Genomic DNA, 21,646 nt, shown 5'->3' with positions numbered 1-21,646 from the left:
GCGGGCGATTGTCGGTAGGCATCGGCAGACTCCGCGCATGGGGGATCCATTCGTCGGAAGCGAGGCGGTGGCCTCAGGTGTGCTGACCCGCCACCAGCTGAGAACCCGCTTCGTGGCCATTCACCGCGATATCTATGTCGCGAAGGGCACCCGACCAACCGCACTGCTGCGAGCCAAGGCCTGCTGGTTGCGGTCGCGGGGGCACGGCGTCCTGGCCGGATACTCCGCATCGGTCTTCCATGGGGCGCGGTGGATCGACTCGAGCCTGCCCGCCTACGTCATCGACAACAACAATCGCAGGCCGACCCGAGGGATCGTGACGTGGGCAGACGGGATCGATGAGGACGAAATCTGTTCGATCGGCGACATCCGCCTCACCACACCGACCCGCACCGCGGTCGATCTGGCCTGCAAGTTCCCGCAGGATCCGGCTGTCGCTGCGATCGACGCGCTGGCGAGGGCCGCTCGCCTGAAAGTGGCTGACATCGAGCAGGCCCTGGACGCGCATACGGGGCGAAAGGGCATCACGCAGGCGCGCGCCACCATCGCGCTGGTGGACCCGGGCGCGGAGTCGCCGCAGGAAACGTGGTTGCGGCTGTTGGTGATTCGCGCGGGCTATCCGCGGCCGCAAACGCAATACCCGATCCGTAACGAGTACGGCGCGCTGATCGGCGAGGTCGACCTGGCCTGGCCGGAGCTCAAGATCGCCCTGGAATACGAGGGCGCTCATCACACCGATCCCGAGCAGATTCGTAAAGACATCATGCGGGTCGACGCGATGGTCGAAATGGGGTGGATCGTCGTCCGGGTCACCCGTCGGGAAGGTACGGCCACCATGCTCGGCCGGATCGCCAAAGCCTGGGCTTCGCGTGCGTAGCGCTGTGGCGGAAAAACGGCCGAAAAACCGCCGTAGCGCTTCACACGTGAGTAGTCGGCCGGCCGAAAGTGCGAACTAGCCCGCGAATTCCTTTGCCAGCCCGTCGATTCCAGCCTGAATGGCGGTCAGGGCCTGGGCGCGGGCCTTGAGCTTGCTGGCCACGTGCGCCGCGGTGTGCACGGTCGCGGCAGCCTCGGTGGCCACCTCCTGGGCCCGGGACAGCACCGCGTCGGCGTCGACGACCTCGTCCACCCAACCGCCCGCGATCGCCGCGTCGCCGGTGAACACCGCGGCCATCGAGACCGCGCGCTGGAAAGTGGCCGGGGTCAAGCGCATCCGCATGATCTCGATGGCCGCGATCGGCAGCGTCATGCCGATCTTGACCTCGTTGGCCTGGCATCGCGCCGTCGCCGCGCCGACCCGGTGATCGCCGGACAGCAGCAGAAACGAACCCATCGCGATGGCATGTCCGGTCGCGGCCATGATCACCGGCACCGGGAAGCTCAGGCACCGCACCGCCAGTTCGAAGCCGCCGGCGAGCATGCCCAGCGTCGCCGCCACGTCGCCCGAGGAGAACACACTCAGGTCGAACCCGCCACTGAAAACCTTCGAATTTCCGGCCAGCACCACGGCTTTCACCTCGCCGGAAGCCGCGCCGGCGGCCGCCTGATCGAGTGCCGCATTGATCTCGGCCTGCATCGCAGGCGACAGTGCGTTGACCTTGCCGTCATCCATCGTGATCGTGGCCACGACATCGTTGAGCTCGTAGCTCACCAGGCTGCTCATCGCACTGATGCTAGCGAGTGTCCTCAGGCCCGGTGACGCCTGCCGGACGTTGCCGCCGGTTTGATCAGATCGGTCTCGGGCTCGTCGTCGTCGTAATCGTCGTCGTCATCGTCGTCATGGCCGGCCTCGTAGCGGTTGCGCCAGCGGGACCGCACCTCGGCGCCCATCGCGTTCATGCGGTTGATCTCGTTGCGCAGCGCCTGCTCGTCGGTCTCCTTGGCCGCGTACTGGAAATACGTCAGCACACTGCGCAACAACTCCAGCTTCTGCTTCTCGCGGCGGGCCTGATCATGTGTGGTGAGCAACTCCATGCGGTCCACCGGCGGCAGCGTCGCCCAATCGAGCACCGCGGTGTTGCGCAGCTTGCGGCCACTGGGCTTGCCGGGCGCGCCCGGCTCGTCGTAGTAGGTGATCGCGCCGTCGAAACGCGACGCGATGGCCTCGCCCAGTTGCTTACGGTCCAAAGCCGAATCCCACACGATGCGCCACTCTTGCGACGGCGCCAGATACGGAATCTCGGAAGGCAGGTTCAACGGCACGATGTCGACGAAGTTGTCGTCATAGGAGCTTTCGTACTTGCCCACCGTCGGCGGGTTCGCGAACTCGAACCGCAACCCGTAGGCCGGCCGTTGCCCGTAGTTGCGCACGACCAGTTCGATCAGGTGCCAATCGGCACTGCTGGGCTCCATGAACATCGACACATTGGGCTGGGTCAGCTCGGCCTGCCGTTCCTTGGCCTTCAAATACTGCCGCCACACATAGATCAGCGCGATGACGATGACGATGATCGCCACCCATGCCGCGAGCGCAGTCCATGCACCCGGTTCGAAACTAGCCAACTCACGCCCCCGCTCCGTGAATGAATCGATGATCCCCACCAAGTGGGTATATCACGGACTTTCAGCGGGGGCAGCGGTCCGGCTCAGCAAACTTCAACGAAAACCGGCGGTCTCACGACGCGACGGCGGTGAGAATGTCGCGCTGCACGGCGGCGGTGACGGGAGTGTGCATCAGGCGCTCACCGCGGGCGAGCCACTCGACATCGGCCCACTCGATACGCGCGGGCAGTCGCCGCCAATAGTGCGGGTGCGAGCGCAGGTACACCTCCACGCTGGCGTGCACCTTGGCGTGCAGCGGAGCCCGGCGTCGCCCGATCGACGGCGCCGTCCCGGCCAGGGCGTCGAGATCGGTGGGGCAGGTGCTGTTGTCGACCACCTGAAGCCCCGCGGTGAGGGCCCCGGCGAGTATCCAGTCGAGTGCGATATCCGAGAGCGGCCAGCATGCACCGGTGCCGCCGGTGACATCGCGGCGGGTGCCTCGGAACCAGACTTCGTCGAGATGTTCACAGAACCGCATGGTCCGGCGGCCGCCGTCCACCGCCACCGCATGCCGGCCCGATTCCACGGTCGGCAGCGGACCCATCCGCTGCTTGGTGCCCGGTGTGGTGGTCGCGTTCCACAGCCCGACGAACCGCACCGGTACGGCGGGGTCGTGGTCACCGACGAGTTGCGCCGCCAACACCCTGACCTGCCGCCAATCCTGAGGGGTGCGCGGGGTGCGGGGCAGTACGTAGGTGGCCAGCGCGTAGTCCAGTACGTCTGCGGAATGTGCCGGCAACAAGCCGACCGTGCCGAGCAGGGTGGTCAGCTCGCCGGCGCGATGCCCGCCCTCGCCGCCGCCGAACACGAAGATCCGGTCCCCGGGATCCCACGCGTCGCCGAGGAATCGGTACGCCTCGACGATGGCCGCCCGGGCTTCGCTGGCGGCGTCGCCGCGGCGGCCCGGCGTGATTCGTCTACCGTGCCGCATTGCCGCGCCGCTGTGATACCAGGTCAGCTGATCGGCGCTGTCCAGCAACCGGAACAACATCTCGGTATTCGATGCGTCACGGAGTCCGGGATGTTCATCTGTGTGGTCAAAGCACAGCACGATGTTCTTCACGGTGACCCCCGGCGGGACTGTCAAATACTGCTCAACAATTGCTGACAGCTACTTTGCCGGGTCTGTGCTTCGGTGTCCTGAGTATTGCACTACTCGAATCGCGCAAAAGGACGCTTACTTCCTATTGCAACGGCTTATGCAACGAAATTGGTGGCAGATCGGTCGCTGCAAGGTGGAATTGCCCCGTTACGGGACCGTAGGTTCAGTGGATTCCGCATTCGGGCCGGTTGAACCCATTTTCAGCCACCCATCAGCATGTGCCATTGCTCAAGGTTCGATGCCCGATACACGTAGTTGCTGCGTTTGACTTCATCGAGCGGCGCACTCGGCTCCGCCGAATACCAGTGCCCGGGGAACACGGTCGGGTCTCCGGGCAGCTTGGCCAACGCCTGCAGGCTGCGGAACATGTCGTCGACGTTGCCGCCGGGAAAGTCGGTACGCCCGCACCCATCGAGGAACAACGTGTCGCCGGCGACCAGGCGGCCGTCGAGCAGGAAGCACTGACTACCCGGGGTGTGGCCCGGGGTGTGCAGTAGCTCGATCTGTACCGCGCCCACCGAAACCGTGTCGCCGTGGACGTGCCCGGTCAGCTCGCTCGGCGCGATCCCGGTGACCTTCGAGACCCAATCGGCCTCGTGGGTGTTGACATGGACCGGCACGCTCTGGCGTTCCAGCAGCTCGGCGAGGCCCTTGAGGGTGAAGCCCATCATGGTGCCGCCGACGTGGTCGGGGTGGTGGTGGGTAACCAGCACCCCGGACAACCGCATGCCGTCGCTCTCGATGACGTCGACGAGCTCGTTGGCGGCGTAGGCCGGATCGACCACCACGGCATCGCCTGTCTCGCGGTCGCCGATCAGGTAGGAGAAGTTGCGCATCTGCTGGGCGATCGGGTCGCCGGCCGCGTAGTCGCGACCCGACAACAACTGCCGGAAGTACAAGCGGTCTTGCGCCTTGGGCTCGGACATGTGTTCAGGGTATTAGTGCTCCGCATCGACTTCTGCGCGCATCCCCGCAGGTCCAAAAACCGCACGTCATGGCGTGTTTGAACCCACACCGATAAAACTGGTATCAGAAATGCGGAATTACTAGCGTCACCGGTATGCACCTCACCCGGTTCACCGACCTGGGACTGCGCACGCTGATGCTGCTGTCCTCGGGCGAATCCGAGGACCGACGCATCACCACCCGCACCATCGCCGCGGGGGCCAATGCGTCCGAGCATCACGTCGCCAAAGCCGTGGCCAAGCTCTCCGATCTCGGCATGGTGCACGCCCGGCGGGGTCGGGTCGGGGGACTGGTGCTCACCGCCGCCGGGCGCAACGCCTCGATCGGCTGGCTGGTGCGCGAACTCGAAGGTGACCGTGAGGTCATCGAATGCGGAGGGGAATCCCCGTGCCCGCTCATCGCGGCCTGCCGACTACGACGCGTGCTGGCCGACGCCAAAGAGGCCTTCTACCGCGAACTCGACCGCTACACCGTCACCGACCTCACGGCAGACAGCCGCCTGCCGATCGTTTTACAAATCACAACCGAAGGGAATCTCCGATGACCGTCACCAGCCCCGAGCCGTCTGCGGTACGCGACGAACTCGAGCCGAAGCACGCCGAAATCGTCTCGGCGACACTGCCTCTCATCGGCGCGCACATCGACGAGATCACCTCGGAGTTCTACCGCCGCCTGTTCGCCAACCACCCCGAACTGCTGCGCAACCTGTTCAACCGCGGCAACCAGGCCCAGGGTGCCCAGCAGCGCGCGCTGGCGGCCTCGATCGCCACGTTCGCCACCCATCTGGTCAACCCCGACCTGCCGCACCCGTCGGCCCTGCTGGCACGCATCGGCCACAAGCACGCCTCGCTCGGCATCACCGCCGACCAGTACCCGATCGTGCACGACAACCTGTTCGCCGCGATCGTGGAGGTGCTGGGCGCCGAGACCGTGACCGCCGAGGTGGCCGAGGCCTGGGACCGGGTCTACTGGATCATGGCCGACACGCTGATCGCGCTGGAGCGAGATCTGTATGCGGGGGCCGGCGTCGAACCCGGTGACGTCTTCCGGCGGCTGCGCGTGATCGCCCGCGTCGACGACCCGTCCGGTGCCGTGCTGGTCACCGTCCGCGCCGATGAGCCTGTCAACTTCCTTCCCGGACAATATGTTTCGGTCGGCGTGACACTGCCCGACGGGGCCCGCCAGCTACGCCAGTACAGCCTGGTCGGCGCACCCGGGTCGGCCGATCTGACCTTCGCGGTCAAACCGGTCGACGCCGTCGCCGATCAGCCCGCGGGCGAGGTGTCGTCCTGGATCCGGGCCAACCTGTGCGTCGGTGACCTGCTCGACGTCACGGTGCCGTTCGGCGACCTCTACAACGGCGGCCGTCCCGACGGCCCGCTGGTGCTGGTCTCGGCGGGAATCGGTATCACCCCGATGGTCGGCATCCTGGAATTCCTGGCGGCCGAGGCGCCCGACGCCCAGGTGCGGGTCCTGCACGCCGACCGCAGCGACAGCGACCACCCGCTGCGCGAGCGTCAGCACGAGCTGATCGATGCGCTGCCGGGCGCGAGCCTGGACCTCTGGTACGAGGACGGCGTCACCAGTGGCAGCCCCGGAGTTCACGCCGGCCTGCTCAAGCTCGACGGCATCGAACTGCCTGCCGACGCCGCCTACTACCTGTGCGGCGGGGCCGGATTCGTCGAGGCGGTCCGCGCTCAGCTGAGCGCCCGCGGAATCGCCCACGAGCGGGTGCACTGCGAGCTGTTCGCGCCCAACGACTGGCTCCTGGACTAGCCGAACAGCGAAAACAGCTCCTCGGTAGCCGCGTTGACCTGCGGTTTGGTGCGGCTGCCGGGGAGGTTGTACCCTCTTTAAGGCCCCGCAGCCGCAACGCTGCGGGACAAGCCCCCTTAGCTCAGTCGGCAGAGCGTTTCCATGGTAAGGAAAAGGTCAACGGTTCGATTCCGTTAGGGGGCTCGGTGGACGCCAGGCGAGCGAAGCGACGCAGGAGTATCCCGACGTGGAGCCCCACCTGGAACCATCCGGGGCGGTGTAGCTCAGCTGGTTAGAGCGCACGACTCATAATCGTGAGGTCGGGAGATCGAGCCTCCCCACCGCTACAGGAACATCAAAAGCAGAGCGTGATTTTGAGCAGGGAGAACTGACGTGGCGTCGAGTACCGACGTACGGCCGAAGATCACTTTGGCGTGCGAGGTGTGCAAGCACCGCAACTACATCACCAAGAAGAACCGCCGCAACGATCCCGACCGGCTCGAGATCAAGAAGTTCTGCCCTAACTGCGGCACCCACCAGCCGCACAAAGAGTCGCGGTAGCCAAACGCCCGTGGCTCTATCGACCAGCATCGTCGGGATGCACTATCGCTATCCTGAGCACTACGAGGTCGGGCGCGAGAAGATTCGCGAGCACGCGATCGCGGTCAAGAACGACGGTGCGTTCTACCACGACGAAGCAGCCGCAGCCGAGCTCGGCCACGGCTCGCTGCCTGCGCCGCTGACCTTCATCTGCATTTTCGGGTACCAGGCGCAATGGGCCTTCTTCGAGTGGGCCAACATCGGCATCCAGGACGCCCAGATCGTCCAGGTCGATCAGGAGCTGAAGTTCCTCAAGCCAGTTTTGGCCGGGGACAAGCTGTACTGCGACGTCTACGTGCATTCAGTGCGCAAAGCGCACGGCACCGACATCATCGTGACCAAGAACATCATCACCAATGACAACGGTGAGGTGGTCCAGGAGGCCTACACGACCCTGGCCGGGCGTGCGGGTGACGGAGAAGAGGGTTTTAACTGATGGCGCTGCGCGAGTTCAGTTCGGTCAAGGTCGGTGACACGCTTCCGGAGCGCGTGATCCCGCTGACCCGCGGAGATCTGGTCAACTACGCCGGCGTTTCCGGTGACCTCAACCCGATCCACTGGGACGACGAGATCGCCAAGCAGGTCGGCCTCGACACCGCGATCGCCCACGGCATGCTGACCATGGGTGTCGGCGGCGGCTACGTCACCGAATGGGTCGGCGACCCGGCTGCGGTCAAGGAATACAACGTCCGGTTCACCGCCGTCGTGCCGGTGCCCAACGACGGTGTGGGAGCTGAGATCGTGTTCAACGGACGTGTGAAGTCCGTGGACCCTGAAGAGAACCTGGTCACCATCGCCATCTCGGCGACCGCAGGCGGAAAGAAGATCTTCGGGCGCGCCATCGCGACCGCAAAACTGGCGTAAGGAGTTCTGGGCCATGGCACTCAAGGCTGACATCCGCGGAATGGTCTGGAAGTATCCGTACCCTTTCCTCATCGGCCGCGAGCAGATCCGTCAGTACGCCAAGGCGGTCAAGGCCATGGACCCGGCCAGCCACGACGAGGCGGCCGCGGCCGAACTCGGTCACGACGCCCTGGTCGCTCCGCTCACCTTCGCCTCCACTCTGGCGCTGCTGGTTCAGGAACACTTTTTCCAGAACGTCGACGTCGGGATGGAAACCAAGCAGATCGTCCAGGTGGACCAGAAATTCGTCTACCGTAAGCCGCTCAAGGCCGGCGACCAGCTGCATGCGGTCATGACGATCACGTCGGTCGAGGAGCGCTTCGGCGCCGACATCGTCGTCACCCACAACGTTTGCACCGATGACGACGGCGAAGTGGTGCTGGACGCCTTCACCACGATGATGGGTCACGATGCCGACGATTCCATCTCGGTGAAGTGGGATCCCGAAACCGGCAAGGTCGTGCGGAAGGCCGCCGGGGAGTGAGCGTCATCAGTGGGCGCGATTAGGGTCTGACACGCGCGCCGGGGTACACTCGGCACTCGGGGTTTTTCCCATTTCAGCGCGCTGTCCGTCGACTTGACCATCGAGCGATCGGAGAGCGCGCGAATTGTGTGAGCCCCGGCGCAGTACGGTGGCACAAGCGCCAGCAGTCACCAACAGAGGGGCGTAGCTCAACTGGCAGAGCAGCGGTCTCCAAAACCGCAGGTTGCAGGTTCAAGTCCTGTCGCCCCTGCTCAAACTGAATACTCGACAACGTGTGGACACTGGAAGGTGACACACAAACCAGGATGAAAGGCATGCGGTGAGCGACGAGCGCGAAGGTGCCGGCTCCGCAGACGACACTGGAACCGACGCCGGCACCGAGACCGGGGCAACGGACACCACGCACGGCCAGACCGCTGTGGTGACCCGGCCGCTGCGCCCGACCGGCAAGCGGACCCGTCGTGGCGTGGCTGCTGAGGCCGACAGCGACGAGGCCGCAGAAGGCGACGCGTCGAGCGAGGATGCCACGGCCGACTCCGGCAAGTCGAAGAAGGCCAAGAAGAACGCGAAGGCCCGCAAGACCGGCCCGTCGCGGAACCCGATCATGTTCGTCGTCAACTACCTGCGGCAGGTCGTTGCCGAGCTGCGCAAGGTGATCTGGCCGAACCGCAAGCAGATGGTCAGCTACACCACGGTGGTGCTGGTCTTCCTGGTGTTCATGGTTGCGCTGATCTCCGGCGCCGACCTTGGACTGGCGCGGCTGGTGTCGCTGGTGTTCGGCACCTGATCTGGAATTTGAGAGAGGACTGACAACGTGACCACGTTCGACGGCGACGAGACATTCGCCGACGAGACCGTTGACGGCGTCGAGTCGCAGACCGACGAGGTGACCGAAGGCCAGGAAGCCGTCGAGGCGACCGATGCGGTCGACGAGACCGGCGCTGCCCCGGCCGAGGAAGCCACCGATGAGGCGCCTGCGGTCGACGAAGACGAGGACCCGGCGGTCGCGCTCAAGAAGGAGCTGCGGCTCAAGCCCGGTGACTGGTATGTCATCCACTCCTACGCCGGTTACGAGAACAAGGTGAAAGCCAATCTCGAGACCCGCGTGCAGAACTTGGACGTCGGCGACTACATCTTCCAGGTGGAGGTGCCCACCGAAGAGGTCACCGAAATCAAGAACGGCCAGCGCAAGCAGGTCAACCGCAAGGTGCTGCCGGGCTACATCCTGGTGCGCATGGAGCTCAACGACGAGTCGTGGGGCGCGGTCCGCAACACCCCGGGTGTCACCGGGTTCGTCGGTGCCACGTCGCGCCCGTCGCCGCTGTCGCTCAACGACGTGGTGAAGTTCCTGCTGCCGCAGGGCGCGGCCAAGAAACCCGCCAAGTCCAGCGCCGCCGCAACGACCGGTGCCACCACCGAGGCGACCCTGGAACGGCCCGAGATCCTGGTCGATTTCGAGGTCGGCGAGTCCGTCACCGTCATGGACGGCCCGTTCGCGACGCTGCCCGCCTCCATCAGCGAGGTCAATGCCGAACAGCAGAAGCTCAAGGTGCTGGTCTCGATCTTCGGCCGCGAGACACCGGTCGAACTGACCTTCAACCAGGTCTCCAAGATTTAGTCGCCACAGCGGCTAAAAACAACGGGCGTTCACGCCCTTGGATGAGCAAGTAAAGGAACACCAGAAGCATGGCCCCGAAGAAGAAGGTCGCCGGGCTCATCAAGCTGCAGATCCAGGCCGGGCAGGCCAACCCCGCCCCGCCGGTCGGTCCTGCGCTTGGCCAGCACGGCGTCAACATCATGGAGTTCTGCAAGGCGTACAACGCCGCGACCGAGTCGCAGCGCGGAAACGTCATCCCCGTGGAGATCACCGTCTACGAGGATCGCAGCTTCACGTTCGCACTGAAGACCCCGCCCGCCGCCAAGCTGCTGCTCAAGGCAGCCGGTGTGCAGAAGGGCTCGGGCGAGCCGCACAAGACCAAGGTCGCCAAGGTGACCTGGGACCAGGTGCGCGAGATCGCCGAGACCAAGAAGGCCGATCTCAACGCCAACGACATCGACGCTGCGTCGAAGATCATCGCCGGCACCGCCCGGTCGATGGGTATCACCGTCGAATAACGGAGCGGATCGACCCGACACCGGGTTCGAGTAACGCATCCCAGTGGGAGGGCTGGCATCGGCCCGCACCACGACTCCAAGAACACGATTGGATTTCAAATGAGCAAGAACAGCAAGGCATACCGCGAAGCCGCGGAGAAGGTCGACCGGGACAAGCTCTACACCCCGCTTGAGGCCGCGAAGCTGGCCAAGGAGACCTCCTCCAAGAAGCAGGACGCCACCGTCGAGGTCGCCATCCGCCTCGGCGTCGACCCCCGCAAGGCCGACCAGATGGTCCGCGGCACCGTCAACCTGCCGCACGGCACCGGTAAGACCGCTCGCGTCGCCGTGTTCGCCGTCGGTGAGAAGGCCGAGCAGGCGCTGGCCGCCGGCGCCGACGTTGTCGGCAGCGACGACCTGATCGAGAAGATCCAGGGCGGTTTCCTGGACTTCGACGCCGCGATCGCCACCCCGGATCAGATGGCCAAGGTCGGTCGGATCGCCCGCGTGCTGGGCCCGCGCGGTCTGATGCCGAACCCCAAGACCGGCACCGTCACCCCCGATGTCACCAAGGCTGTGGCCGACATCAAGGGCGGCAAGATCAACTTCCGCGTCGACAAGCAGGCCAACCTGCACTTCGTGATCGGCAAGGCGTCCTTCGACGAGGCCAAGCTGGCCGAGAACTACGGCGCCGCCCTCGACGAGGTGCTGCGTGCCAAGCCGTCGTCCTCGAAGGGGCGCTACCTCAAGAAGGTGACCGTTTCCACCACCACCGGCCCGGGCATCCCGGTTGACCCGTCGGTGACCCGGAACTTCACGGAGGCGTAGTCCTTTTGGTCGAGTGGCCAGTTGTGACACAAGATTCCTCGAATCGCGTGTCACAACTGGCCATTCGCCGTTTCTGGGGTCAGCTCGGCGATGCGGCGACGCAGGAACGCCCGCGCCGGTTCTGACGTATTGGCGCCCTCGACCGCAATCCGATACCACCGCAGGGCTTCGTCCGGCCGGGCCGCGCGGCGCAGCAGATCCGCCCGGATCGTGGCGACGGTGTTCGTCCGGGCCAGCCGGGGATCGTCGGTGACCTCGTCGAGGGCGGCCAGGCCGGCATCGAAGCCATCGCGAAAGCCAACGGCGAGTGCACGATTGGCGCGCACCACGGGGGAGTCTGTCATCGCGGCCAAGCGGTCGTAGGCCAGGCAGATGGTGGCCCAGTCGGTGTGCTGCCATGACGACGCCGTCGCGTGCAGCGCCGCGATCACCGCTTGCGGCAGGTAGGAACCGGTGGCTCCGTCGGCCAGTCGCAGGTGGTCCAAACCCCGCGCGATACGTCCCCGATTCCAGTGGCTGCGGTCCTGCTCGTCCAGTGGTATCAACGCGCCGGCCTCGTCCACCCGGGTGCGGCGTCGTGAATCATGCAGCAGCACAAGGGCTGCGAGCGCATGGGCGTCGCGGTTGCCGGGCATCAGCGAACACAACTCGCCGGCGAGCCGGACTCCCTCGTCACACAGCTCGTCGCGGATGGCCGACGGACCGCCGGTGGACCAGTAGCCCTCCGTGAACACCGAATAGATGCAGCCGAGCACATGCGGTATGCGTTCCTCCAGAAGCTCCGGTGGCGGCACCCGCAGCGGAATGTTGGCGTTGCGAATCTTGTTCTTGGCCCGGGTGATTCGCTGTCCGATCGCGGAATCGGACTGCAGCAGGGCGCGGGCGATCTCGGTTACGGTGAGCCCCGAGATCAGCCGCAGCGTCAGGGCCAGTTGCGAGCCGCGGTCCAGTGCGGGATGTGCGCAGGTGAACATCATCCGCAGCTCGTCATCGTGCACCGGGTGCAGCTCTGCGTCGCCCGACGCGTTCACCTGCTCGTACACTGCTGCGAGTTCCTTTCCGGGACGGGCGGATTCACGCCTGAGCCGGTCCAGGGCTCGATTGCGCGCCACCGTGGTCAACCAGGCACCGGGATTGCCCGGCGTCCCCTCGGCCGGCCACACTCGCAGTGCCTGCGCGCAGGCCTCCTGGACGGCGTCCTCGGCCACGGTGAGATCACCCGACCACCGCGCCAGGGCGGCAACCGCCGGGCCCCACTCGCGCCGGAAGACGCCGTCCAGCTCAGACACCGAACGACTACAGGCCCGCGACGCCCGACAACTGACGAACCTCGATGGCCGAGGCCGGAATCATCGAGGCCAATTTGACCGCCTCGTCGCGATCGGACGCCCGCAACACGTAGAAGCCGTTGGCCACCTCGGCGCCCTCGACATAGGGCCCGTCGGTCAGCAGCACCTTGCCGTCCCGCACCCGCACCGTGGTGGCGGTTGACGGCGGATGTAGCGGCGCACCGGCCAGCGTCCGGTCACCGATGGTCTTGGCGAGTTCGACGTGTAGGCCCGCCTGCTCGTTCCACTCGTCGGTGCCCGGCGTGTTGACGGCCTCAGGCGGTTCCAGCAGCAGCGCCAGCCAATCGGTGCCGAGCGGCTGCTCGGGTGCCTGCCAATGGACCATCGGCCACACCTCGACCGCGCCGAACTGGGCGACCGGGATGTCGCGGGCCAGCGCCAGCGCTTCGTCGAGATTGTCGGCCTCGAACACGTAGTAGCCGCAGGCCACCTCGGCGCCCTCGGCGAACGGGCCGTCGGTGATGGTCGGGTGGTCCGGACCGCCGTCGATACGGGTGGCGGGGGCGCTTCTGTCGAGCGCGTCGCCGGCCCGGATCGACGACTTGGCCTTGTCGTGAAATGCCTGGAAGGCAGCCATGCCTTCGGCCTGCTGCTCGGGCGCGAGTTCCACGTCCTGGCTGATCAGTAATGCGAAGTAGTGCATCGTCGTCTCCCGGCGTCAGCGAGTGAGAACCGTCTGTTCCACTCTCTACCTATCCGACGAACGATGCTGCCGGGATCCGACAGGCCGCGCGAGATTACTTCTGCAGGGTGAACTGATGCACGCTGATGTGGCCCGAGGCGAAGTACTTCTGGCAGCCGTTGAGGTACTTGTCGTAGCGGTCGTAGACCTCCTGGCCCTGGATCGCGATGGCCTCGTCCTTGTGGGCCTCCAGCGCGTCGGCCCAGATCTTGAGGGTCCGAACGTAGTGCGGGCCGATCTCCTGCAGCTGGGTCACCTTGAACCCGGCTTCGATCGCCTTTTCCTGCTCCATCGCCACCGAGGGCAGCCGGCCGCCGGGGAAGATCTCGGTCATGATGAACCGGGCGAACCGGGCGTCTTCGAATGTCATGTGCAGGCCGAGCTTCTGACCTTCGCGAAGATCGAAACCCGTGATGTTGTGCAGCAACATCACCCCGTCGTCGGGCAGCGCGTTGTAGGCAGTCTCGAAGAACGCCGGATAGCGCTCGAACCCGAAATGCTCGAACGCCCCGATCGACACGATGCGGTCGACCTTGTCGTTGAACTCTTCCCAGCCCTGCAGCCGAACCTCGACGTTGCGCTGCGTGGGTACCTTGGAGAGCTTTTCGATGGCGTACTCACGCTGCTCACCGCTCAAGGTCAGGCCGATGACATTGACGTCGTACTTCTCGATCGCCCGAGCCATGCACGCGCCCCAGCCGCAACCGATGTCGAGCAGAGTCATGCCGGGCTCGAGGCCCAGCTTGCCCAGGGCAAGGTCGAACTTGGCGAGCTGAGCCTCGTCGCCGGTCATGTCCTCGCGTTCGAAATAGCCACACGTGTACCCCATCGTGGGGCCTAGAAATAATTCGTAGAATTCGTTTGAAATGTCGTAGATCGACTGCAGTTCTTCGTATTTCGGTGTCAATTTGGACATATTCGAAATGCTCCAAGCTGTAGAGTTCTCCCCGCGGGTCTCAGAGTACCGCAGGCCGGAACGGAGATCGTGTTGCCGCTCGCATCAACCTATTTCGTCGGCAAACAAGATCACTTCACCGCATCGTCATTTGTCCCGCCGGTGCCTGCGGGAATGCAGCAAGGCGCCTTCTTTGGCGAAGGAAATCACCCCGCGACATGCAGGGTGAACTGGTTGACGTCGGTATAGCCGACGCGGAAGAGGTTCGCGCAGCCGGTGAGGTATCGCAGGTAGCGGTCGTAGACCTCCTGCGACTGCGCCCGCACGGCCTCGTCGCGGTTGGCCTCCAGGTTCGCCGCCCACAAGTCGAGGGTGCGCGCGTAGTGCGGCTGCAATGACTGCCGGCGCGTCAGGCAGAACGAGGCCCGTCGCGCATGCTCCTCGACCATCTCGATCGTGGGCAGCCGTCCGCCGGGAAAGATCTCGGTGAGGATGAACTTGATGAACTTGGCCAGCTCGAACGTGAGCGGAATGCCCCGCTCGTGCGCGTGTCGGGGATGTATCGCGGTGATGGTGTGGAGCAGCATCACCCCGTCGTCCGGCAGGGCGCGGCGGGTGAAGCGGAAGAAATCGTCGTATCGGTCGGGGCCGAAATGCTCGAACGCTCCGATCGACACGATCCGGTCCACCGGCTCGTCGAACTCTTCCCAGCCGGCGAGCAGCACCCGCTTGGTGCGCGGGCTGTCGCTCAGGTCGAACAACTTCTGGACGTGAGCGGCCTGATTACGGCTGAGCGTGAGTCCGACGACATTGACGTCGTATCGTTCGATCGCGCGGATAAGCGTTGCACCCCAACCGCATCCGACATCGAGCAGCGTCATTCCGGGCTGTAGGCCGAGCTTGCCGAGTGCCAAGTCGATCTTCGCGGTCTGCGCTTCCTGTAGCGACATGTCATCACGTTCGAAGTAGGCGCAGCTATAGGTCCTGGTGGGGTCCAGGAACAGGGTGAAGAAATCGTCGGACAGGTCGTAATGGGCTTGTACGTCGTCAAAGTGGGGCTTGAGCTTTCCCGGCATATCGGACACGCGCTACCTCTCGGGCAGAGACCGACCGAGGTGAGCTGCGCTACGCCACGTCTTGACCTAGCGGCCCCCCAGACTGCTGCTGAAAACAGTAGGGCGAGTGTTGCCAGCTACCCAGCTTTCAAAACCTGGCAAAAGCCGATTTCGATAATTAACGTTGCGGATGCAGAGAATCAGTTTGACTGGGCAAAATTCGTCTTGAGCTCACCGACGATCTCGTCCCACACCGGTTCCGGTAGCTCGTGACCCATGCCGTCGATCAACACCAGGCGCGCGCCGTCGATGGCCCGGGCGACCGCGCGGCCACCGAACGGACGCATCAGCCGATCGGAGCGTCCGTGGATGACCACGGTGGGTGCGCTGATCTGCCGGTTGTGGTGGCGCAGACTGCCGCTACCGAGGATGGCGTCGAAGTGTCTGGCGATTCCGGCCGGGTAGTAGGCGCGGTCATAAAGCTCGGCGGCCTCGGCCCGGATCACCTCTTCGGGCGTGGGATAGCCGGGGCTGCCGTTGATCTTGCTGATCCGAACGGCGTTGTCGATGACGGCTTCTCGCGAAGAATCGGCAGGCGGACCGGTGATCACCGAAAGCAGTTGTTTGATGCCGGGCGGCGGCAGCAGGGGCTGGTTGTTGCTGGAGAAGATCACCGCCAGCGACTTGGTGCGCCCGGAGTGCCGGGACGCGACTATCTGCGCGATCATCCCGCCCATCGAGGCGCCGACGATGTGTGCGGTGTCGATGTTGAGGTGATCGAGCACGGCGGCGGCATCATCGGCGACGTCTTCGAGCGTGTAGACCGCCGGGCTGCGCAGGCCCAGGAACGACCGGGCCATCCGCAGTGGCAGCGGGGAGTCGACCCGCTTGCCGGACAACTTGGTGGACAGGCCCACGTCGCGGTTGTCGTATCGGATGACGCGCAAACCCTGGTTCACCAGCTTTTCGCAGAAACCGGTGCGCCACAACAGCATCTGTGCGCCCAGTCCCATGATCAGCAGAACGGCCGGATCGTTCGGGTCACCCATGTCCTCGTAGTAGAGGTCGACGTCGCCGGGTTCCGCGGACGACTTGGCGAATCCGGTTCGCACCTTCATGCGGCCATTCAGGCGTCGATCCCCGGATCGGATTCATTGTGTTCCCGGCTGATATCCACCATGAAGTTGGCGAAGTACCCGGTGAGCTGGGGGTCGTTCATCATCTGCCACTTCGGCGCCAGCAGCTTCATGTAGCGCTCGACGTAGAGGAACTGCTTGCCGATCAACACCAGTTCCCGGGGCAGTTTGACGTCGTAGGCATCGGCCAACGCCGAGAGCTGCTTGCCAATTTCGGCGTAGGACATATCGCCGAGCGACTTCATCGTGAGGGGGGTAGCGAACTTCTCCAGGTCCTTGGCGGCCTGCGCCTCGGGTTTCACCGTCCCCACGGCCCCCATCAGCACCACGATCTTGCCGGCGGCCGCGTGGTCCTTCTTGACCAGCAGGGCATACACGAGCTCGCGCAGCAACCACCGCGTGCGCGGGTCGATGCGGCCCATGATGCCGAAGTCGAAGAACACCACCTTGCCGTTGTCGTCGACATAGAGATTGCCCGCGTGGAGGTCACCGTGGAACAGGCCGTGTTTGAGCCCGCCCTCGAACACGCTGAACAGCAGGGCCTTGACCAGCTCGGTGCCGTCGAAGCCCTTCTTGCGGATCGCGGCCACGTCGTCGATACGGACCCCGGTGACCCGCTCCATCGTCAGCACCCGCGGACTGGTCAGATCCCAATACACCTGGGGGACCCGGATGTTCTCGCCGAGCGGGGACGCGTGCATGTGCGACACCCAGGCGTCCATCGACTGGGCCTCCAGCCGGAAGTCGAGCTCCTCGGCCAGATTGTCGGCGAAGTCGGCGACCACGTCCTGAGCCGAGAGTCGCCGCCCCAGCTTGGCCAGCTCCACCAGTTGCGCGCCGCGCTTGAGGATCTGCAGGTCAGCGGCGACGCGGCGGCGGATGCCGGGACGCTGGATCTTGACCACGACCTCCTCGCCGCTGTGCAGCGTGGCGTAGTGCACCTGCGCGATCGAGGCCGATGCGAACGGCTTCTCGTCGAAACTCTTGAACAGGTTCGAGGGCTCGTCGCCGAGTTCCTCGACGAAAAGCCGGTGGACCTCGTCGGTGTCGGCCGGTGGCACCCGGTCGAGCAGGCTGCGGAACTCGCGGCTCAGCGGCTCACCGAAGGCGCCCGGGCTCGACGCGATGATCTGGCCGAACTTGACGTAGGTGGGGCCCAGGTCGGAAAAGGTCTGCGGCACCTGCTTGATGATCTTCTGCTGCAGGGATCCGCCGCCGAAGATGTTGGCGGCGACCCGGACCCCGGTGCGGGTGATCTGCCATCCGGTGGCGCCGATACGGGCGGCTTCCACGGGCAACGGCACCCGACTCAACCTGGCGACCTCGCGGTGCTTGGTTTTCGGCGGCGTAGTGCTCATAGCTGCAGTGTCTCAAAGGCCACGGTGCGGCCAAAAACATCTGTGCTGTGCGTCACACCGATGCGAAACTCTCTTCGACCTCTTCGCGGCTGCGAACCGGGTCGCTTCCGGGTACGTAGGTGGGCTCGGTGTGCGGCACGGTGGTGCCCTGCGCGACGCGCTTCTGCGCCGCCCGGAACTCCAGCGTGGTACCGGCCGCGGTGTGCAGGCCGTTGATGATCGACCACACGATGGCGCGTCGACCGGCCCGCTCGATCGGGTTGGGGTCGGTGTGCCCGATCAGTTGTTTGGCCCACTTGGGCATGGTGTCGCGGATCGCCCAGTCCACCGCGCTCTGCGGCATGGGCAGGTTGGAGCCGGTGGCCATGGCCGCGCCGTGGGTCAGCGCCAGCTTGGGCAGATACGACTCCAGGCAGTCCAGTGTCTCGGCCTTGGTCTCGGGCAGGTCAGTGCCGCCCAGCGCGTGCCCGACCCGGACGAACTCCCCGTAGTAGCGGTCAAGTTTCTTACCGCGCAACGGGTTCGGATGGTAGATCTCGTGTGCGGTGGCCAGCCCCCACACCACGGTCGCGTAGTTCCAGCGCAGCCAGTCCGGATCGTCGGCGTCGTAGGCCGCGCCGTCGGGGCGGGTGCCCTTGATGGTGTGATGCATGGCGCGGACGGTCTGGGCCACCCGCTCGGCGGTCTCGGTGTTGCCGTAGGCGGTGCCGATGAAGAACGCGATCGAGTGGCCCAGCCGGACCGCCGCGCCCTGCGGATCGACCTGCGGCACGGCGACCCCCGTCTCGGGGTCGCGTTTGACCAGCCGCGAATGGTGCATACCCATCCAGTAGATCGACGGATCGAGGCGCTCGATATACGCCGCGCACTGCAGGCCGAAGATCAACGCCTCGGTGTGCGAATGGACATGCCAGACGGCACTGCCGGGGCCGAACCACCCCGGATCGCCGGCCGGACCGGCGAACTCCATGCCGCGGAAGTAGTGCTGACGGACGTCCTTGTCGAACTTGCGCTGCAGCATCTGCTCGAGCACCTGGTGTGGCATGTCCACCGCGGACCCCTTTCTGATCACGTCTGTAGCCAGAATACATTTTGGGTACGGGTGTGACCAGATCTAATCTGAGGCAATGGCCGGAACATCCACCCCGACCCGATGGGCCGGCGTGCCGCTGCCGGACCGCCGCGCCGAGCGCCGCGCGCTGCTGATCGACGCGGCGTTCCGGCTGTTCGGGGACGGTGGTGAGGCAGCGCTCTCGCTGCGCTCGGTGTGCCGCGAGTGTGGCCTCAACACCCGCTACTTCTACGAGAGCTTCGCCGACACCGACGACCTGCTCGGCGCGGTCTACGACCAGGTGAGCTCGGCTTTGGCGGCCGACGTCGACGCGGCCACGGCCGCCGCGGGCGACTCCGTGCCGGCCCGCACCCGGGCCGGGATCGCCGCGGTGCTGGGCTTCAGCTCGGCCGACCCGCGCCGGGGGCGCGTGCTGTTCACCGATGCCAGGGCCAACCCGGTGCTGGCGGCGCGGCGCACGGCCACCCAGGACCTGCTCCGTGAGGCGGTGTTGTCCGAGGGCGGTCGGCTCAATCCGGGGTCTGACCCCGTCGCCGCCCAGGTCGGCGCGGCCATGTACACCGGTGCGATGGCCGAGCTCGCCCAGCAATGGCTGAGCGGAAACCTGGGCGACGACTTGGAGCTCGTGGTGGACTACGCGCTGCGGTTGGTGCTGGCGCGCTAGGTCAGACGGCGGCGGGCCGCCAGCGCTTGATCCAATCGGTTTCGGGCCACTGCTCCTCGGCTGCCATCAACTCGTACATCGTTGCGCGGTCGATGGATTCGCGGATGATGTCGGCGTGCCCGGCGTGCCGGCTGAGTTCCTCGATCAGGTGCATGGCGACCCACCGCACCGACCAGTTGTCGACGTCTTGCGGGAACCACGGCACGTTGTGGGGCACCGGAACCGGGGTGTCGAGGTCTTTGTCGGCCAGTACCCGCAACGTCTCGGCGTTCTGGGCCTTGAGTGCTTCGAGCAGGCCGGCCAGGGTCTCGTGCTCGTGCATGACGTACTGGTCGGCGTAATCGGCCATCTGCTCTTCCATCGGCCGGGGATCCGGCGGCGGGAACTGCGGGGCGTGCTCGGCGCGGGCGGTCCAGCCCTGCTGCATGCCGGTGACATGCTTGATCAGTCCGCCGATCGACAACGCGCTCACCGACGGCGTGGACCGCGCCTGCTCATCGGTAAGGCCGTGCGCCACCGCGAAGAACGCGTTCTGCTGAAAGGCGACGAATGCGACCAATGTGTTGCGCTCGTCAGCGGCCGGCGCGGGCATTCCTGGCATGGTTCAGTTCTCCTTTGTTGTGGGTTGAGTGTGCGTAAAGGTCACGGATGCAGGCGATCTCGGCGCCGTGGTGGATCACTTCGCGGTTGATGTGCAGAACCAACTCGGCCATCGGATGCTCGGACGACGGGCCTTCGGCCGGACCGACCGGCTTCGCCAGATCATTCTCGTCGAGGCTTCTGACCCCGTCGATCCAATTTCGGTACGCGTCGTCGAGTTGTTGCAGGGCGGTGGCGGCGTCGGTGGCGTACGGCCACGACTCGTAGTCCGCCGGCGGTCCACCGAAGTGTGAGTGGCTGCGCATCGCGAACACGCCGACGATCACGTGTGCCAGCCGCCACGCGATGGTGGTGAACGGTTCCGGCTGCGGCGGTGGATACCTGAAGTCGATGGCGCCGTCGCGGTGGACCGTCCAGCAGTCGGGCACCGGTTGCCAGAAATATTCGTCGTCGGTCAGGCCGTCCAAGCGGGGCCTCAGTTGGTGGGTCCAGTGGAAATCCAGTTGGTCGGCGAGCAGGTGTGTCCACATGGGAATACCGTCTCACCCATATAGGACAGTTCCGGTCCTAAAAGTGGGGCAGACTTCTCGCATGGCGGTGAGTACTGAAACCACAGGCCGGGTGCTGCAGCTGCTGGGCCTGTTGCAGTCGCGTCGGGTCTGGACAGGTGAAGAGCTGGCCCGGCGGCTCGACGTCACCACCCGCAGCGTCCGCCGCGATATCGAGCGGCTGCGCGAGCTCGGTTACCCCGTACACGCCAGCAAGGGGCAGGGCGGCGGCTACCAGTTGGGCGCCGGTGCGGCCCTGCCGCCGCTGCTGCTCGACCCCGACGAGGCCGTCGCCATGGCCGTCTGCCTGCGGCTGGCCGCCGGGGGCAGCGTCGCCGGGGTCGGTGAGTCCGCGCTGCGGGCACTGTCCAAACTCGACCAGGTCATGCCCGCGAGGTTGCGTTCACAGGTCTCGGCAGTGCACGACGCGACGGTGACGCTGGCGCCCAACTCGTCGGACGCGTCGGTGGAACCCGATGTGCTGATGGCACTGGCCCGGGCCTGCCGCGACCACGAACACGTCAGCGCCGACTACACCGACATCCGAGGCAACCACACCCAGCGCAGGCTGGATCCCTATCAGCTGGTGACCACGGGACGGCGCTGGTACCTGATGGCCTATGACCGTGACCGTGAGGATTGGCGCAGCCTGCGCCTGGACCGGATGTCGGCGGTGGCAGCGCGCGGCAGCACCTTCGCGCCGCGGGAGGCCCCGGACGCGGCCGAATACGTGGGGCGCTCGATTAGCTCCTCGCCATACCGCTATCGCGCCCGGGTCCGCTACCACGCCCCGCAAGCGGTTGTGGCGCAAAAGTTTCCGCCGGCCTCGGCCACTGTCGAGGCCGACGGGCCCGACGCCTGCATCGTCACCGCCGGGGCCGACGACCCCGAACGCATGGTGCTCTACTTCGCCACCGTCGGCCACGACTTCGAGGTGCTCGAGCCGCCCGAGGTGGCCGCCGCCGTGCGCGCCGTGGCCGACCGCCTGCGTGCCGCTGCCTTCCGCGAATAGAC

The 21,646-nt window shown here is 65.6% G+C and carries 26 protein-coding genes and 3 tRNA genes; 16 read left to right on the top strand and 13 right to left on the bottom strand.

Translation table 11 applies throughout. From position 1 onward, the window contains the following. Positions 1-37 precede the first annotated feature (37 nt). Positions 38-877 carry an endonuclease domain-containing protein gene (locus tag BKG60_RS27665; protein WP_070946252.1) on the top strand — a complete coding sequence of 280 codons (840 nt, stop codon included), beginning with the start codon at positions 38-40 and terminating at the stop codon, positions 875-877. Positions 878-952: 75 nt separating this feature from the next. On the opposite strand, the gene BKG60_RS27660 is transcribed toward BKG60_RS27665, so the two are convergent. The 4 genes from BKG60_RS27660 to BKG60_RS27645 all read right to left on the bottom strand — a co-directional run bounded on the left by BKG60_RS27660 (position 953) and on the right by BKG60_RS27645 (position 4,569). Then, entirely contained in the window at positions 953-1,663 is a 711-nt protein-coding gene (locus BKG60_RS27660) for a crotonase/enoyl-CoA hydratase family protein (RefSeq protein ID WP_070946251.1), read from the bottom strand. 23 nt (positions 1,664-1,686) lie between these two features. Next, positions 1,687-2,541: a hypothetical protein gene (locus BKG60_RS27655; RefSeq protein WP_070946250.1), complete on the bottom strand. Its 855-nt coding sequence runs from the start codon at positions 2,539-2,541 to the stop codon at positions 1,687-1,689. Between the two features lie 73 nt (positions 2,542-2,614). Then, positions 2,615-3,604, bottom strand: coding sequence for a phospholipase effector Tle1 domain-containing protein (locus BKG60_RS27650; RefSeq protein WP_070946249.1), 990 nt, complete (start codon positions 3,602-3,604; stop codon positions 2,615-2,617). 239 nt (positions 3,605-3,843) lie between these two features. Continuing rightward, positions 3,844-4,569, bottom strand: coding sequence for an MBL fold metallo-hydrolase (locus BKG60_RS27645; protein WP_070946248.1), 726 nt, complete (start codon positions 4,567-4,569; stop codon positions 3,844-3,846). 134 nt (positions 4,570-4,703) lie between these two features. Here BKG60_RS27645 and BKG60_RS27640 point away from each other — a divergent pair, with 134 nt between their 5' ends. From BKG60_RS27640 to rplA, 13 genes are all read left to right on the top strand, one after another. After that, positions 4,704-5,153, top strand: a complete 450-nt coding sequence (locus BKG60_RS27640; protein WP_070946247.1) for an RrF2 family transcriptional regulator — start codon at positions 4,704-4,706, stop codon at positions 5,151-5,153. Beyond that, positions 5,150-6,385: a globin domain-containing protein gene (locus BKG60_RS27635; protein WP_075910232.1), complete on the top strand. Its 1,236-nt coding sequence runs from the start codon at positions 5,150-5,152 to the stop codon at positions 6,383-6,385. The genes BKG60_RS27640 and BKG60_RS27635 overlap by 4 nt, the downstream gene beginning before the upstream one ends. Before the next feature lie 110 nt (positions 6,386-6,495). Continuing rightward, positions 6,496-6,568 (top strand) — tRNA-Thr (locus BKG60_RS27630). A gap of 69 nt (positions 6,569-6,637) precedes the next feature. Then, positions 6,638-6,711: transfer RNA gene (locus BKG60_RS27625), tRNA-Met, on the top strand. A 46-nt stretch (positions 6,712-6,757) separates the two neighbouring features. Beyond that, positions 6,758-6,925: a 50S ribosomal protein L33 gene (gene rpmG / locus BKG60_RS27620; protein WP_003881823.1), complete on the top strand. Its 168-nt coding sequence runs from the start codon at positions 6,758-6,760 to the stop codon at positions 6,923-6,925. Positions 6,926-6,935: 10 nt separating this feature from the next. Continuing rightward, positions 6,936-7,400, top strand: coding sequence for a (3R)-hydroxyacyl-ACP dehydratase subunit HadA (hadA, locus tag BKG60_RS27615; RefSeq protein WP_075910231.1), 465 nt, complete (start codon positions 6,936-6,938; stop codon positions 7,398-7,400). Next, entirely contained in the window at positions 7,400-7,828 is a 429-nt protein-coding gene (gene hadB, locus BKG60_RS27610; protein WP_075910230.1) for a (3R)-hydroxyacyl-ACP dehydratase subunit HadB, read from the top strand. Before hadA ends, hadB begins: the two co-directional genes overlap by 1 nt. A gap of 13 nt (positions 7,829-7,841) precedes the next feature. Next, positions 7,842-8,351, top strand: a complete 510-nt coding sequence (gene hadC / locus BKG60_RS27605; RefSeq protein ID WP_070946243.1) for a (3R)-hydroxyacyl-ACP dehydratase subunit HadC — start codon at positions 7,842-7,844, stop codon at positions 8,349-8,351. A gap of 177 nt (positions 8,352-8,528) precedes the next feature. Next, positions 8,529-8,601 (top strand) — tRNA-Trp (locus BKG60_RS27600). A gap of 69 nt (positions 8,602-8,670) precedes the next feature. Beyond that, the gene (gene secE, locus BKG60_RS27595) at positions 8,671-9,138 is read left to right on the top strand and encodes a preprotein translocase subunit SecE (protein ID WP_070946242.1); all 468 of its coding nucleotides are present in this window, start codon (positions 8,671-8,673) and stop codon (positions 9,136-9,138) included. A gap of 27 nt (positions 9,139-9,165) precedes the next feature. Next, a complete protein-coding gene (nusG, locus tag BKG60_RS27590) occupies positions 9,166-9,969 on the top strand; it encodes a transcription termination/antitermination protein NusG (RefSeq protein ID WP_070946241.1) in 804 nt (267 codons plus the stop codon). Between the two features lie 68 nt (positions 9,970-10,037). Further along, the gene (gene rplK / locus BKG60_RS27585) at positions 10,038-10,466 is read left to right on the top strand and encodes a 50S ribosomal protein L11 (RefSeq protein WP_003881829.1); all 429 of its coding nucleotides are present in this window, start codon (positions 10,038-10,040) and stop codon (positions 10,464-10,466) included. A 99-nt stretch (positions 10,467-10,565) separates the two neighbouring features. Then, positions 10,566-11,273: a 50S ribosomal protein L1 gene (rplA, locus tag BKG60_RS27580; protein WP_044516013.1), complete on the top strand. Its 708-nt coding sequence runs from the start codon at positions 10,566-10,568 to the stop codon at positions 11,271-11,273. A 50-nt stretch (positions 11,274-11,323) separates the two neighbouring features. Here rplA and BKG60_RS27575 read toward each other — a convergent pair whose 3' ends face one another. From BKG60_RS27575 to BKG60_RS27545, 7 genes are all read right to left on the bottom strand, one after another. After that, complete coding sequence (locus BKG60_RS27575; RefSeq protein WP_075910229.1) at positions 11,324-12,562, bottom strand: RNA polymerase sigma factor; 1,239 nt, start codon at positions 12,560-12,562, stop codon at positions 11,324-11,326. Between the two features lie 7 nt (positions 12,563-12,569). Beyond that, a complete protein-coding gene (locus tag BKG60_RS27570; RefSeq protein WP_075910228.1) occupies positions 12,570-13,265 on the bottom strand; it encodes a YciI family protein in 696 nt (231 codons plus the stop codon). Between the two features lie 94 nt (positions 13,266-13,359). After that, positions 13,360-14,220: a cyclopropane mycolic acid synthase family methyltransferase gene (locus BKG60_RS27565; protein ID WP_070944341.1), complete on the bottom strand. Its 861-nt coding sequence runs from the start codon at positions 14,218-14,220 to the stop codon at positions 13,360-13,362. Positions 14,221-14,405: 185 nt separating this feature from the next. Further along, positions 14,406-15,275: a cyclopropane mycolic acid synthase family methyltransferase gene (locus BKG60_RS27560; protein WP_070944340.1), complete on the bottom strand. Its 870-nt coding sequence runs from the start codon at positions 15,273-15,275 to the stop codon at positions 14,406-14,408. 179 nt (positions 15,276-15,454) lie between these two features. Beyond that, complete coding sequence (locus BKG60_RS27555; RefSeq protein ID WP_070944339.1) at positions 15,455-16,372, bottom strand: alpha/beta fold hydrolase; 918 nt, start codon at positions 16,370-16,372, stop codon at positions 15,455-15,457. Between the two features lie 8 nt (positions 16,373-16,380). Continuing rightward, a complete protein-coding gene (locus tag BKG60_RS27550; protein ID WP_070944338.1) occupies positions 16,381-17,748 on the bottom strand; it encodes an ABC1 kinase family protein in 1,368 nt (455 codons plus the stop codon). A gap of 52 nt (positions 17,749-17,800) precedes the next feature. Next, positions 17,801-18,799: an oxygenase MpaB family protein gene (locus BKG60_RS27545; protein ID WP_070944337.1), complete on the bottom strand. Its 999-nt coding sequence runs from the start codon at positions 18,797-18,799 to the stop codon at positions 17,801-17,803. 76 nt (positions 18,800-18,875) lie between these two features. Between BKG60_RS27545 and BKG60_RS27540 the strand changes: the two genes are divergently transcribed. Next, a complete protein-coding gene (locus tag BKG60_RS27540; protein WP_070944336.1) occupies positions 18,876-19,484 on the top strand; it encodes a TetR/AcrR family transcriptional regulator in 609 nt (202 codons plus the stop codon). Position 19,485: 1 nt separating this feature from the next. On the opposite strand, the gene BKG60_RS27535 is transcribed toward BKG60_RS27540, so the two are convergent. Both BKG60_RS27535 and BKG60_RS27530 read right to left on the bottom strand, forming a co-directional pair. Beyond that, a complete protein-coding gene (locus tag BKG60_RS27535; protein WP_070944335.1) occupies positions 19,486-20,085 on the bottom strand; it encodes a DinB family protein in 600 nt (199 codons plus the stop codon). Continuing rightward, positions 20,057-20,614 carry a DinB family protein gene (locus BKG60_RS27530; RefSeq protein WP_070944334.1) on the bottom strand — a complete coding sequence of 186 codons (558 nt, stop codon included), beginning with the start codon at positions 20,612-20,614 and terminating at the stop codon, positions 20,057-20,059. Before BKG60_RS27530 ends, BKG60_RS27535 begins: the two co-directional genes overlap by 29 nt. A 61-nt stretch (positions 20,615-20,675) precedes the next feature. Between BKG60_RS27530 and BKG60_RS27525 the strand changes: the two genes are divergently transcribed. Further along, on the top strand, positions 20,676-21,644 hold the full coding sequence (locus BKG60_RS27525; protein ID WP_070944333.1) for a helix-turn-helix transcriptional regulator: 969 nt from the start codon (positions 20,676-20,678) through the stop codon (positions 21,642-21,644). Positions 21,645-21,646: the final 2 nt, after the last annotated feature.

Source organism: Mycobacterium syngnathidarum (assembly GCF_001942625.1).
GTDB lineage: Bacteria > Actinomycetota > Actinomycetes > Mycobacteriales > Mycobacteriaceae > Mycobacterium > Mycobacterium syngnathidarum.
The sequence above is the reverse complement of the archived record's forward strand: the minus strand, read 5'-3'. Positions and strand labels throughout refer to the sequence as shown.

What these genes read in the sequence shown, in the direction of transcription:
- BKG60_RS27530 (WP_070944334.1), bottom strand. Translation starts at nt 20,614, where the DNA reads ATGTGGACACACCTGCTCGCCGACCAACTGGATTTCCACTGGACCCAC.
- hadC (WP_070946243.1), top strand. Translation starts at nt 7,842, where the DNA reads ATGGCACTCAAGGCTGACATCCGCGGAATGGTCTGGAAGTATCCGTAC.
- rplA (WP_044516013.1), top strand. Translation starts at nt 10,566, where the DNA reads ATGAGCAAGAACAGCAAGGCATACCGCGAAGCCGCGGAGAAGGTCGAC.
- hadB (WP_075910230.1), top strand. Translation starts at nt 7,400, where the DNA reads ATGGCGCTGCGCGAGTTCAGTTCGGTCAAGGTCGGTGACACGCTTCCG.
- BKG60_RS27640 (WP_070946247.1), top strand. Translation starts at nt 4,704, where the DNA reads ATGCACCTCACCCGGTTCACCGACCTGGGACTGCGCACGCTGATGCTG.
- BKG60_RS27525 (WP_070944333.1), top strand. Translation starts at nt 20,676, where the DNA reads ATGGCGGTGAGTACTGAAACCACAGGCCGGGTGCTGCAGCTGCTGGGC.
- BKG60_RS27660 (WP_070946251.1), bottom strand. Translation starts at nt 1,663, where the DNA reads ATGAGCAGCCTGGTGAGCTACGAGCTCAACGATGTCGTGGCCACGATC.
- BKG60_RS27560 (WP_070944340.1), bottom strand. Translation starts at nt 15,275, where the DNA reads ATGCCGGGAAAGCTCAAGCCCCACTTTGACGACGTACAAGCCCATTAC.
- BKG60_RS27570 (WP_075910228.1), bottom strand. Translation starts at nt 13,265, where the DNA reads ATGCACTACTTCGCATTACTGATCAGCCAGGACGTGGAACTCGCGCCC.
- BKG60_RS27665 (WP_070946252.1), top strand. Translation starts at nt 38, where the DNA reads ATGGGGGATCCATTCGTCGGAAGCGAGGCGGTGGCCTCAGGTGTGCTG.
- BKG60_RS27635 (WP_075910232.1), top strand. Translation starts at nt 5,150, where the DNA reads ATGACCGTCACCAGCCCCGAGCCGTCTGCGGTACGCGACGAACTCGAG.
- BKG60_RS27535 (WP_070944335.1), bottom strand. Translation starts at nt 20,085, where the DNA reads ATGCCAGGAATGCCCGCGCCGGCCGCTGACGAGCGCAACACATTGGTC.
- BKG60_RS27645 (WP_070946248.1), bottom strand. Translation starts at nt 4,569, where the DNA reads ATGTCCGAGCCCAAGGCGCAAGACCGCTTGTACTTCCGGCAGTTGTTG.
- BKG60_RS27555 (WP_070944339.1), bottom strand. Translation starts at nt 16,372, where the DNA reads ATGAAGGTGCGAACCGGATTCGCCAAGTCGTCCGCGGAACCCGGCGAC.
- rplK (WP_003881829.1), top strand. Translation starts at nt 10,038, where the DNA reads ATGGCCCCGAAGAAGAAGGTCGCCGGGCTCATCAAGCTGCAGATCCAG.
- BKG60_RS27540 (WP_070944336.1), top strand. Translation starts at nt 18,876, where the DNA reads ATGGCCGGAACATCCACCCCGACCCGATGGGCCGGCGTGCCGCTGCCG.
- BKG60_RS27565 (WP_070944341.1), bottom strand. Translation starts at nt 14,220, where the DNA reads ATGTCCAAATTGACACCGAAATACGAAGAACTGCAGTCGATCTACGAC.
- BKG60_RS27550 (WP_070944338.1), bottom strand. Translation starts at nt 17,748, where the DNA reads ATGAGCACTACGCCGCCGAAAACCAAGCACCGCGAGGTCGCCAGGTTG.